This window comes from Rania fehmarnensis, from assembly GCF_056494185.1.
In genome coordinates, this window is sequence record NZ_CM151398.1 from 6,084,892 (window position 1) to 6,097,900 (window position 13,009).

Below are 13,009 nucleotides of genomic sequence, written 5' to 3' on the forward strand. Positions count from 1 at the left end.
ACCAACAGTTTACCAAATCTCGATAGCAAAATCTAATCGTGAATGGCTGACGAGGAATGCAGCCGGCTTTCTTCCAAGTCGATTTCATGCCTCAGTTTGCTGGTCAGCTCGTCGTCGAGCAGTTCTTCCTGGGCCAACTGCCGCAGACGCATGCGCTGAGCATTCAGCGTGTTGATGTAGAGCGTCTTGCACATGGGACCTTGCATCCAGACCTCCGTGTCCACAGGTACCTCCTCCAGTTCCAAACGCAACTTGGAAACGATGCGATCAGCCTGCAATTCGATGTGGGCGCGCAAATATTGTAGATCGCGTAGCCCCTGCTGATTGACGGCAGCGTGACTTTCCAAGTAAGTGTTCGCCGTTGCCAGTATCGCCAGTCGCGCATCTAACTCTTGTTCCAACCGCGATCGACCGTGTCGACCAATTCCCAAGCGGCGAATAAAGCCGGGCAGCGTCAGACTCTGCACGACCAACGTCCCCAAGATCACGCCGAATGTGATGAAAAGAATCAAATCCCGTTTGGGAAACTGTAGCGGCAAAGCCAGGGCTGCCGCCAGTGACACCACACCCCGCATTCCTGTCCAAGCGATCAACCATACGTGCGGCCAATGCGGATAAGCTTTCGGTCGTCCAAACTGTGTCAACATGTAAGGCGGCATATAGGCAATCGCAAACACAAAGGCAATGCGCAGCAAAATCGTGGCGACCAACACAGCCAAAGTAACGCCAATCGTCACGGTCCAAGGCTCGGTGCTAATGGCCGCCGTTACGCTCCGCAATCCCAGTCCAATGAAGATGAAGGTCAAGCCGTTTAATACAAACAGCGCGTTCTCCCATACCGCTCTGGCATGCAAACGCGTGGCCGACGACATCAGCCAGTCCGATTGTTGACTAACGTACAGTCCACATGTCACGACCGCCAACACACCACTGACATGCATGGCTTCGCAGGGCATATAGACGGCATAAGGTGTCAAGAGCGTCAACGTGGTTTCAATGACCGGATCATCCAACAAGCGGTGAACGCGCACGGCCATCCAACCGCCAATCAGTCCCACTACAACTCCACCTAACGCGGATTCCAAAAACGCAACCAGCGATTCGGTCAGCGAAAATTCGCCGGCCGCTGCTGCCAACGCGGCCGCCACCGCCAAGCGATAGGTGACCAAGCCCGTGGCATCGTTAATCAGACTCTCGCCTTCCAGGATCACAATGATCCGGCGTGGAATGGGCAACAGCTTGGTAACGCTGGTCGCCGCTACGGCATCCGGTGGTGAGACGATGGCTCCCAGTGCAAAGGCTGCGGCCCAAGAAATGTCCGGTATCAACAACTTGGCGACACAGGCTACGAGGATGGTAGTCAGTAACACCAAACCAATCGCTAAGAGCGAAATGGGCGCGATGTTCTTCTTGAAATCCAACCACGATGTATTCCAAGCCGCACCATACAGCAATGGCGGCAAGAAGATCAGAAACACCAACTCGGGCGTCAGTTGTACGGCAGGCAAGCCCGGCACCAGCGCCACAGCCAATCCCGTCAAGACCATCACAGTCGGATAGGGAATCGTCCACTCTTTGGTAACCACTGCCAAAAGCGTTACCAAATACAACAGCACCAAAACAATCGAGACAGCTTGCATGCGAAGAACAATCCGTTGTGATCACAGCTCAAGAGAGACGCATTAACTGAAACTTCAAATAGCGCAGTTCGGGCATCGCCATCGGCGAGGGATGATCACCCGGAACTCCACGATTGGCAATCATCGTCGCAATCCGCCGTGCACGACCGATGCCTGCCAGGTTCACCGCTTCGAACGTTGAGTTATCTATATGGCTAGAACAAGAGGCAAGCGCCAACAGACCACCCGGGCTGACCAGCCGAGCAGAAAGCGTAGCCAATCGCTGATACGCTTCTTCAGCCGCGCCACGCGTGCGCTGACTAGGCGCAAATGAAGGTGGATCGCAAATAACGACATCCCAAGTTCGCCCACCATGCTCGCGTTCCAGAAATTCGAAGACGTCACTGACGACGCCTGTATGTTTTTCTGCCGGCAAGTTGTTCAACTGCCAATGTCGACTGGCGTCTTCGATGGCCGCCGGAGCCAAGTCAACCGATGTCGCCTGCTGACATCCACCGACACCCGCAGCTACGGAAAAGCCGCCGCTAAAACTGAACAGATTCAACACACTGCGGCCAGCAGACAATTGTCGAATCAAATTTCGATTGTCGCGCTGGTCGAGAAAGAAGCCAGTCTTCTGACCGTGCACGACGTTAGCCGTAAAGTGCAAACCGTTTTCCGTGAAGGGCACAGGTTCTGAAGGCAACTCGCCCAAAACAGAGAGGCCCGCTTGTCCGCGCTCGCGCGGGCGATGCACCACTGTCGTTGCCGACATGTTCTCTGCCAGCCAGCGGGCGATTTGCGACACGTCGTAAAAGTTCTGCGGAGCGCCGCCATCAAGTTTCACCACAGCCGTGTCCGCGTAGATGTCTACGACTAGCCCCGGCAAGCCATCGCCTTCGCCATTGACCAAGCGATACCCACTGGTCTGTGGTGGCAGCATCACCCGCCTCAGTTCCATCGCCTGTCGCATGCGTTCATCGAACCACTGATAGTTCAGTTCCCATGGCGGTGACTGTCGACAGATACGCAACGGAATAGGGTGACGCGGGTCATAAATGCCCGATGCCACTTTTTGCCCACGACGATCAACCAGCAACGCCACGGTACCGCTTGCCGCAGGTGGACGATCGATGGCGTCTCCATAGATCCACAGATGCCCGCGTTTGATATCGCGCGTCAGATCTTTACGCAGATGAACCACTACGGGCCCTGCTACTTTTGCCATTCGCACGCGAACATTACCCTGACTTTCGAGGCAGCAACTTTGTTTACCCACCAATTGTAACTCGATTTCCCTTTCGCAGGGTAGCGGAAGCTGTCAAGGCGTGTGAGTCCTGTAGCGGAAACCGTCAAGGCTTTCGATCGCAGGGCGACGCCCGCGTTTATTCGCGGCGAAAGGGAGAAGCGCCGAAACGCTTGACGCGTTCCGCTACGAAATGCGCCGAAACGCTTGACGCGTTCCGCTACGAAATGCTCGAAACGCTTGACGCGTTCCGCTACCGGGCCTAGGCAGGAGTCAGTAGAATGGGAGGTGTTGTTAACGTCCCGAAACTCTCGCTACCTCAATACAACTATGCCGCTATACGAATTTCATTGCGACGCTTGCCAGCATGACGTCGAGGTCTTGGTGCGCAACGCCACCGAGAAACCGGAATGCCCCGACTGCGGTTCAATCAAACTCCAGAAACTTCTCTCCGTCCCCGCCTCACCGGCCATCGGATCCGGATCGTTACCAGTGGCTAGTCATGATGGTGGCGGTTGCGGTCGTCCTCAATGCGGTTCGGGCCGCTGCATGTTTGATCAATAGTGGTAACGCGTTCTAAACGAAATTCCGCACCCTCCAAATCCACTCCACTGCGCGGCCACGGACGCCGACTGCGTGGCCGTTGGTGGTTGTTGGGAGGTTTGTGCCTGGTCGGAGTGATTTCATTTGGATCGCTGCTGGTCCCCGGAATCGGCTTCCCTAAAGGTCAGTCCAAGCCGTTTGATCTCAGCCAGGCAACCTACGTGGGCCGCGACCAATGCGCTCAGTGTCACGCGGCGGAAGTCAACAAGTACCAAGGCTCGCACCACGACCTAGCTATGGACTTGGCAACTCCCCAAACCGTCCTCGGCGATTTCTCAGGGGTCACCCTCCAGCATCACGGTGTCACCAGTCGCATGTTTCGCCGCGGTGACAAGTTCATGATCAATACCGAAGGACCAGACGGCCAGTTGCACGACTACGAAATCAAGTACGTCTTCGGTGTCACCCCACTTCAACAATACATGGTCGAGTTTGACTCGGTCCCGCCATCGCCTAACGAACCTGACTATAACGCCATTGAGAGTAGTAAAAATCAAAAAGCTAGAGCCAGCGACGATCCTGCAACTGCAGCTAAAGAGCAGATTGGTAAGTCACTGCCGCGTGTCCAAGTTTTGCGAGTCAGTTGGGATACGCTGGCCAAGAAGTGGTTTCACTTGGATCCGCCTGACGTAGCTGGCAAACTCGCGCCGACGGACGATTTGCACTGGACCGGCGTGGCGCAGCGCTGGAACAATATGTGTGCAGATTGTCATAGCACCAATCTCCAAAAAGGATTCGATCTCAATTCGCTCCGTTATCACACCACGTTTAGCGAGATCGATGTCAGTTGCGAAGCCTGCCATGGCCCGGCAAGCAAACATATCGAATTGGCTCAGCAGTGGTTTCCCGGTTGGAGTCGCAGCCGCGGCTACGGCCTGGCGAATTTAAAACGCTCGGCAGAAGATCAAATCGAGGCGTGCAGTCCGTGCCACAGTCGCCGCGGTAGCCAGGTAGCCACCGGCTTCAAAGCGGGCGATCACTTCTATGAATACTTCACTGACAACCTGCTCACGCGAGGCGTGTACTATCCTGATGGCCAGGTCTTGGATGAAGACTACATTCATGGCTCGTTTATTCAAAGCAAGATGTATCACAAGGGCATTCGCTGCACCGATTGCCACGATCCGCATACTGCCAGGCTGAAACACGATGGCAACCAGGTTTGTACATCATGTCATCAGCATCCCACGGCCAAATACGACAGCGTAGCGCATCATTTCCATCAACCCGGCACGCCAGGGGCTGCCTGTGTTAATTGCCACATGCCACCCACGACCTACATGGCCGTCGACGCGCGACACGATCACAGCCTGCGAGTTCCACGCCCCGATCTCAGCTTGAAGATCGGTACACCCAACGCATGCACAGGGTGTCACCTGAAACTCGATAACGTGGCAGTCGACAAACGCGATCAACTGAAGCTCTACCAAGACTGGATGTCGTTGGCCAGGGAAGGGGATCAAGAAGTCCAAGCGGAACTGGAGCGGGCCAATCGCTGGTGTGACGAGGCTTGTGACAAGTGGTACGGTGACAAACGTCGCCGCGAAGAACACTTCGGTCAGGCGATTGCCGCTGGTCAAAACCATGCCGAGAATGCGACGAGCGAACTTTTGCGTTGGTTGGGCAAACCTACGAGCGAAGTCCCAGCGATCGCTCGCGCATCCATGTTGCAAACGCTCAGTGAAGTCGATTTCGCCGCCGCCGGTCAAGCGGCCACGACGATGGTCGACGACCCACACCCGCTCGTTCGCGCAGCGGCTTGTGATGCGCTGTTGGGAAACTTGAGCCCCATGCAGAGCGCCAGTTTACTGGCACAAGCAATGAACGATCCAGTGCGAGTGGTGCGCACTGCAGCCGCCCGCAACCTGCTGCAATTTCCACCGTCACAACATCCCCTAGGTGCGACTCCGCGGCTGCGGCATGTGACCGGCGAGATCTTGACGGGTGTCAAGAATGATTTCGACCGCGCCGGGGCGCATCTGTTCCTAGCCTCAATGGCGGAACAAGAAGGACGCTTGCAATCGGCTATCGGTCACTATCGCGATGCGATTCGCGTTGAGCCGGGTGTCACGGGTGCGCGCACCAACCTGGCTGCCCTCCTGGATGCTAACCTCGCAGCTCAATTGCGCGGTGCCGCCGCGCCTGCAGAGTCACCGATTGTGGCTGAGATTGATGCACTGCGCAAAGAAGAACTTACGCTGATTGCCCGCGACGTTAGTTTTTTGCCATCGGCTGCACAACTACAATTTGCATACGGCAAAGCACTCTACTTGGACGGCCAGAAAGAGAAAGCGATCGACCATTTTCTGAAGGCTGCGGAACTTGAGCCACACAGCTTTGAATACACGCAGGCCGTTGTCCTGTTCTATAAAGCGCAAAGACAATGGAACGTTGCGGAAGAATGGGGTGCACGCATGCAGAGGATTACACCGCCTCAACTCGAGGCTCAAGTGCAAGCAGTTATGGATGAGATCAAACGGCGAGTGCCATAGCTTCGATAGATGATGAATTAAAACACCCGGCTCAACCTAAGTTGAACCGGGTGTCCTCTCATCACTCACCCGCACAACGGATTTTGAGTATTCGGTTAGCTGATCCAAACTCTGGCGAGTTCGGCTACGTATTTGGCTACTTATTTTCTGGTGGTGCCGGTGGTTGTGGAGGGTTGTTAGCGCCATCACTGTCGCTGCTGTTGCTATCTCCACTATTGGAATCACCGCTGTTGGTGGTTTCGCCGTTTTGCTCGTTACTATTGCCGGACGATTGTCCGCGTTGTTGACGTAGTTCGTCGCGTAGTTCTTGAACCATGCGCTCGAGCTTGTCTAAACGCTGTTGCATGCTGCCGCTGTTGGAACCGCTTTGACCGTCCATGCCTTGAGCATAACCGGCTTGATAGGCTCCACCGGACTGCATATTGGTGGCACTGGCCAAGACTACCTGGCTCTGCATCTCTTGGCCTTGACGTGTGAACTGGACGTCAAGATTATCATTCGCTTCGGCGCTGCCGACTAACTGAATCATGTCGTTAGGATTGTTCACCGCTTGTCCGTTGACCGAGATAATCTGGTCGCCCGGACGAATGCCGGCTTTCGATGCTGGACTGCCAATGGTAACGGCCGAGACGACTACGCCATCTTTGGATGGATTCATCGTGATGCCGAAACGTTGACGACCAGTGTTCCTGGAGCCACTATGTGCCTGTCCACCAGCATATGCTTGACCCTGTCCATAGGCTTGGCCCTGCTGTCCATAGACTTGGCCCTGCTGTCCGTAGACTTGCCCTGGCTGTTGATAACCTGCGTTTCCGCCCAGCACAACCGTCTGACCGTTGCGCAAGACGCGGACTTGGCCTTGATTCTGTTGGAGATATTGATCGAATTGGGCTTGCGTCAGCGGTTGACCGTTGGCACCTATAATTTGGTCACCGGAGCGGAAACCGTACTGCTGGAGCGATGGATTTACATTGTCTTGCAATTGCAACGAGCCATTGGCTCCGGGCTGAATCGCATTGCGCAGGTCGTTACCGACGCGTCCCAGCCAGGTTTGATTAGTTGTACCTTGAGCGCCCACCTGAGCACCCGAGTTTACCGTACCGCCCGGCAGCACGCCGGTAGCATTTGCGCCGGCTTGGGTGCCTGCTTGAGCACCTGCAGTAGTGCCAGCCTGGTTACCACCTGTGGCGCCCCTGATTGCGCCCGATATTGCGCCGCCTACGTCCAACTGCGCCAATGCAGGTGTAGCCAACAAACTTGCCGTAGCCAATGTGGCTAGCATAATTTTCTTCATCGTCGAACCTCTGTTCATGAAAAGCTGTCTATGACGTTCTGGTTGCAATACGCGCGACATGATGTATCGTCGACCGCAATCAGCAGGCATTCATGCCTGCGGAACACGATTAAAAGAGTAGGCAAGCAGCGTGCCATTGCAGGACAGTTGGTCGGCGGCAATAACTATCTGGCAATGTTCGACTACAACTAAACACAGCCGATTCGGCGATTTGAGCCACGTACTAGCTCCAAACGCGAAATCAGCACTTAAATTAAGTACGTAAATGGCACGATCGACAATGGAGCAGGCTGGTGATAGTGCGGAGCTTGCGCATACGCAGTTGCAAGCAACCACCGCACGTTACTCTCAACCATCGTTGCCCGCTCTGGTCGCAGGTTTCTTGGCTATCTACTTGGTTTGGGGTTCCACGTACTTGGCCATACGTGTTGCAGTGCAAACAATGCCCCCGATGTTGATGGCCAGCTCGCGGTTTATAATGGCCGGCACGATCCTGATGACCTTCCTCATGATACGAGGGCGCTTTCAAGCTGATCGCAAACAGTGGCGTGACAACGTGATCATCGGTGCGTTTATGCTCTTGGGCGGCAATGGCCTGGTGGTGTGGGCGGAGAAAGAGGTTCCTTCAGGTATTGCCACACTGGTCATATCCACCAACCCATTATTTGTGGTCATGGGCGAATGGATATTGGCCGCCGGTTTGTGGTCGAAGTTCGGTGCGAGCTCAGGTTACGCCCGCGCCCACAGCCTGACATGGCTAGGACTGTTCCTGGGCTTTGTTGGTCTGGGATTATTGGTGGGGCCGTCGATGTGGGCACCCGATTCCAGCAAACTTGATCCACTGCGACTGTCTGCTTTATTAGTGGCTTGCATCAGCTGGACCATCGGCACGTTTGCCACGCGTCAAGTCAGCCGCCCAACTGATCCATTCAGCGGTGCTGCCATTCAGATGCTCGGCGGAGGGATATGGCTGGGACTGAGCGGTATGCTGTTGGGCGAACCATCCCAATGGAATTGGCAGAGCATCTCGGTTGAGTCTTGGTTGGCCTGGGGCTACTTGCTCGTGGCTGGATCCCTCATCGCCTTCACTACTTTTGTTTGGCTGACCAAGCACTGTTCACCCACGTTGGTTTCTACCTACGCATACGTCAATCCGATAGTGGCGGTATTTTTAGGTTGGTTGATCTTGAACGAAGAAGTTAGCCCACGCATCTTCTTAGCCGCGGCCGTCATCATCGTCGGCGTAGCCCTGATAACTTTGTCGAAACGCAAAAGTGCAGTCACCCCCCCCAAGGCTTCGCCTCGGGCAGGTCGAATCGAGCCATAGCGAGATTCGGGAGGGGTCTGGGCAGTGAAGGTTAGTTAGTACCGCAGGTGTCTTACGTAGCGCAATGCCCCCTCCCGCAGACGAAGGCTGAACGCCTCGTCTGCGACCTCCCCCGCTGCGCGGTGGAGGTGACAGTCACCTCTCCAAGGCTTCGCCTTGGGGAGGTCGAATCGAGGCTTGGCGAGATTCGGGAGGGGTCTGCGCAGTGAAGGTTAGTTAGTACCGCAGGTGTCTTACGTAGCGCAATGCCCCCTCCCGCAGACGAAGGCTGAACGCCTCGTCTGCGACCTCCCCCGCTGCGCAGAGAGTGCTGATTTAATTCCAATTTGCTCTGGCATGGGTATTATGGTTGAAGAGGCCGACGTTCCAACTCGGTGCAATCATTATGCTAACGAACCATCGCGATTTTTTGTTTGAGATTCGTGCGTCGGATCTGGCGATCTATAAGCGTGTGCTGCCGCTCAAGTCGCCCCTTTTAGATGCGTTGGAGATAGTCCCCTGGGAAAGTTTCCGGCCTGAGCTGGAGAAGTATTATTGTCGTGAGGGAGGTAGGCCCACCCTGCCAGTAATCCTCCTCCTGAAGGTGTTGTACCTGCAATATCTCTATCATCTATCAGACAGCAAAGTCCTAGAAAGAGCCAGTTCGGATTTATTGTTCCGCTGGTTTCTGCAAGTGCCGATTACTTGTAAGTTGCCGGACGGAAGTACTTTGAGTCGCTTTCGGGGTCGCATCGGAGAAGAGGGGATGCAGAAAGTTTTCGACCGACTGATCAGCTTCGCGCGCAGCAAGGGCCTTGTCAGCGATCGGTTGCGACTTAAAGATGCCACACACGTCTATGCCAATATTGCTGTGCCCACCACGTTGAAACTGCTGGCGCAGCTGCGAGAAAAGATGCTCGCTGCTATCGAGCCCATTGATGCTGAGGTCGCTCAAGGATTCCGTATCCGAACCGATCGAAGCCGCGTCGAAACCGAGAAAGAATCCGAGGAGATTCGCCTTGATGCTCGTCTGGATTTAGTCGGCGACATCCTGACGTGGATGCTCGAGCAGCCCGATCCATCCCAAGAGAGTGATTGCCAAGAGTCTTGGAAACGATTCATCGAAGTACGTGCGCTCGCTCAAAAGATCGTGAGCGATTGCTTGAACCCAGGTCAGGGTGATCGCACGCTGAGCGTGGTTGATAGCGATGCCCGCCGCGGAATGCATGGCGAGTTTTACGACGGCTATTTGGTCGATGTGTTGATGGACGCCGATAGCCAGCTGATCACTCAACTTGAGGTGCTTCCGGCAAACGGTGCTGAGGCCCAAGACGCGGTTCATCTGATTGAACGCGAACAGCAAGCTCATGGCAACAAGATCGAACAGCTATCCCTTGACGGCGCGGGATTTAACGGGCCAATGCTGCGCGCGTTGGAAGGCCCTGGCGGGATGGAAGTTGATGTGATCACACCGCCGCGTGACTTCGGCAACGATGAAGGCTTTGCTTCGACGGCGTTTGCATTGACCTCAGACGGCGAGCATGTGACATGTCCAGCTGGCCACACATCCAATAAAGGATTTCAAGATGCCACGAAGCCTAACCGCACGACGTTCGACTTTCCGGCTAAGAAATGTTGGGGCTGTCCGTTGCTCGCGCAGTGCAACCCCAAGATGAAAGAGACCAGCCGTCGAGGTCGACGAGTGAATAGGAATGAGTATGAAGAAGAATACAAACGTGCTCGTCAGAAGTCCAAGACAGAGCAATACCAACAAGTCCGGCGTGAGCATCCGGCCATCGAACGGAAGTTAGGGGAAGTGGCTCGGCACGGGCGCGGTCGTTGTGCAAGATACTGCGGTCTGGCAAAAGTGAAGATCCAACAACTGATGACATGCTTCACAGTGAACGTCAAACGACTGGCAAAACTGCTTGCCGTGGAGCGCTGCGCACCGACTGTCGCAATCGGGTGAAAAAAGCCGTTCAAATCGCCGCTTTGGGCAGTCTGGGCTAAATTTCGCCTCGAGACGAACCAGGATTCGTAAATAACAACCTCCCCAGCGCGTTGAGTCAGCAAAAAAACAACCGCCCCACATCAATAAGAGACTACGCTTTGCTATTATCGCATCGCTCTCTGCGCGGTGGAGGTGACAGTCACCTCTCCAAGGCTTCGCCTTGGGGAGGTCGAATCGAGGCTTGGCGAGATTCGGGAGGGGTCTGCGCAGTGAATGTGGTTAGTACCGCAGGCGTCTTACGTAGCGCAATGCCCCCTCCCGCAGACGAAGGCTGAACGCCTCGTCTGCGACCTCCCCCGCTGCGCGGGGGAGGTGACATCCTCAATGCACCGGTGTAACTAGCTGGCCGATCTGCTCGATGGCGGCCACCATGGTAGTTCCCCGCGCCAAGAAGCGGCCGGTGGCATTGCCTACACCCGACGGCGTGCCGGTGGAGATGATATCGCCAGGCTCGAGCGTCATGAACGAACTGATGAACTCGATCAATTCATAGATGTTAAAGATCATCTGGCCCGTCGAACCCGACTGACGCAACTGGCCGTCGATCGATAATGTCAATTGCAACTGGTGAGGGTCAGCTATGGCTTCGGCGAGGGTGATGCACGGACCACAAGGGCAAGAGCCGTCATGCCACTTGCCATGTTGCCAATCAAAAAACGTATCGCGTGGTCGCGCTTCGCGCTGCGGGTTAGGACGAAATCCGCGGTTGGATATGTCATTGATAATCGTATAGCCAGCTATCGCATCCTTGGCTTGAGCGACCGTGGCTGAATGCAGTTGCTTTCCAATGACGACGCCTAACTCTACTTCATGGTCCAGCTTATCGGGCGAAGCTGGCGGTATGACAAAAGGCGTGCCACTGCCAACGAGCGTGGTGGACGGTGGCTTCATGAAGACATACGGAAAAGTGCGTTCTTTTTCGGCCGCAACTCCACCCTGCTCGACTACATGCTCAGCGTAGTTGCCAGCCAACAACAGTAACTTGGGCGGCGCAGCCAGGGGCGGCAACAGTCTGACGCTCTCTATGGAATGGAGTTGGCAACCAGCGGCTATCGCGCCCGTGCCAGGCTCACACGACGAACGCACTTCCTCCCATTCGCGACAAAACTCCTTCAGCATCGACAGCAAGGCCACCCACGCTGCGCTACCCACCGGCAGCGCGGCTTCCCAACTAACTTCAACCGGAATATGGTGGGCATGCAATCGAAGGCGATCGGACAACAGAGGTGCCAATGTTTTCGCGGCCAGCTGGTTGACCGCCAATATTGAATTGGCTTCGTACAGCCCCCAACCAACTTGACCGGCATCCTCAAAACGGCACAAACGCATAATGATCCTCGACGGCACTCAATGCACAAAGTAACAACTTAGGCACTGCAAAACAATAAACTACCGGAGTGCCTTACGTTCAGCTGTTTTCAGCCTCGGGTGGTAATCTCGAAACCAAGATCGCGGATCATTTGGTAATCTTCAGCCGGCGGCTGCCCGCGCGTGGTCAAGTAGTCGCCGACGAACAGACTATTGGCTACATACAATCCCAGCGGTTGTAGCGAACGCAAGTGTTTCTCGCGACCACCAGCGATACGCAGTTCGCTGGCTGGATTGACGAATCGAAACATGCAAAGTGTTCGCAAACAGCGCTGTGGCGATAACTCATCTTGACCTGCCAACGGCGTGCCTTCGATGGCATGTAGGAAATTCAGTGGAATGGACTCGACACCCAGTCCACGCAGTTCCATGGCCATCGAAACAGTATCGGACGGTTGTTCACCCATACCGATAATGCCACCACTGCAAAGCTCGAGCCCAGCGGCGCGAACGTTGCGCAGCGTGGTCAAACGATCTTGATATGTATGCGTGTTGCAGATCTCGCTGTAGTGCGCTTCACCCGTGTTCAAATTGTGATTGACCCGATCGACACCACAAGATTTCAATCGCTGAGCATTTTCAGGTGTCAGCAAACCGAGGCACGCGCAAATTTTGAGATCAAACTGCTCTTTGATCTTAGGGACCACGGTTTCCACGGCAGTCAGTTCGCGCTCGCTGGGTGCGCGACCACTGATGACGATGCAGTAGGTCTTGGAGTTTCGCTCCTTGGCCAGTTGAGCCCCTTCCAGAAGTTGATCGACGCTGAGCATGCGATATTTTTCGATCGGTGCACTTGAGATTTTCGACTGGGAACAGTACGAACAATCCTCCGGGCACAAACCACTCTTGGCATTGACCAGGAAGTAGAGCTGCACCGTGTTACCGAAATGACGATGACGCAAACGATACGCCGCCCCAATCAAGTCGAGCAATTCGAGGTCACTGGAATGCAGAATCGCTTCCGCCTGCTGATGATCGATCGGCCGGCCGGCCAGGACTTCGTCCGCCAGGCGGTGCCAAACCGAACCGGCGTGGGTGGTGGAGCTTTCGTTTGCAGTCAAAATCATGGG

9 protein-coding genes are annotated in these 13,009 nt (G+C 55.2%); 4 read left to right on the forward strand and 5 right to left on the reverse strand.

Features of this window, described 5'->3' with window-relative positions:
* Positions 1-32: 32 nt before the first annotated feature.
* A complete protein-coding gene (locus SH573x_RS20860) occupies positions 33-1,640 on the reverse strand; it encodes a Na+/H+ antiporter (protein ID WP_479349701.1) in 1,608 nt (535 codons plus the stop codon).
* A gap of 28 nt (positions 1,641-1,668) precedes the next feature.
* On the reverse strand, positions 1,669-2,847 hold the full coding sequence (locus tag SH573x_RS20865) for a class I SAM-dependent rRNA methyltransferase (protein ID WP_479356777.1): 1,179 nt from the start codon (positions 2,845-2,847) through the stop codon (positions 1,669-1,671).
* A gap of 348 nt (positions 2,848-3,195) precedes the next feature.
* On the opposite strand from SH573x_RS20865, the gene SH573x_RS20870 reads away from it, so the two are divergent.
* Positions 3,196-3,429, forward strand: coding sequence for an FmdB family zinc ribbon protein (locus SH573x_RS20870; RefSeq protein ID WP_479349702.1), 234 nt, complete (start codon positions 3,196-3,198; stop codon positions 3,427-3,429).
* Positions 3,429-5,960 carry a multiheme c-type cytochrome gene (locus SH573x_RS20875; RefSeq protein ID WP_479349703.1) on the forward strand — a complete coding sequence of 844 codons (2,532 nt, stop codon included), beginning with the start codon at positions 3,429-3,431 and terminating at the stop codon, positions 5,958-5,960. Before SH573x_RS20870 ends, SH573x_RS20875 begins: the two co-directional genes overlap by 1 nt.
* A gap of 136 nt (positions 5,961-6,096) precedes the next feature.
* On the opposite strand, the gene SH573x_RS20880 is transcribed toward SH573x_RS20875, so the two are convergent.
* Entirely contained in the window at positions 6,097-7,254 is a 1,158-nt protein-coding gene (locus SH573x_RS20880; RefSeq protein ID WP_479349704.1) for a PDZ domain-containing protein, read from the reverse strand.
* A gap of 265 nt (positions 7,255-7,519) precedes the next feature.
* On the opposite strand from SH573x_RS20880, the gene SH573x_RS20885 reads away from it, so the two are divergent.
* Both SH573x_RS20885 and SH573x_RS20890 read left to right on the forward strand, forming a co-directional pair.
* A complete protein-coding gene (locus SH573x_RS20885) occupies positions 7,520-8,581 on the forward strand; it encodes an EamA family transporter (RefSeq protein WP_479349705.1) in 1,062 nt (353 codons plus the stop codon).
* Positions 8,582-8,966: 385 nt separating this feature from the next.
* Positions 8,967-10,529: an IS1182 family transposase gene (locus SH573x_RS20890; RefSeq protein WP_479349706.1), complete on the forward strand. Its 1,563-nt coding sequence runs from the start codon at positions 8,967-8,969 to the stop codon at positions 10,527-10,529.
* Between the two features lie 363 nt (positions 10,530-10,892).
* Here SH573x_RS20890 and SH573x_RS20895 read toward each other — a convergent pair whose 3' ends face one another.
* Positions 10,893-11,900: a fumarylacetoacetate hydrolase family protein gene (locus SH573x_RS20895; protein ID WP_479349707.1), complete on the reverse strand. Its 1,008-nt coding sequence runs from the start codon at positions 11,898-11,900 to the stop codon at positions 10,893-10,895.
* 89 nt (positions 11,901-11,989) lie between these two features.
* Complete coding sequence (bioB, locus tag SH573x_RS20900) at positions 11,990-13,006, reverse strand: biotin synthase BioB (RefSeq protein WP_479349708.1); 1,017 nt, start codon at positions 13,004-13,006, stop codon at positions 11,990-11,992.
* Between the last annotated feature and the right edge of the window lie 3 nt (positions 13,007-13,009).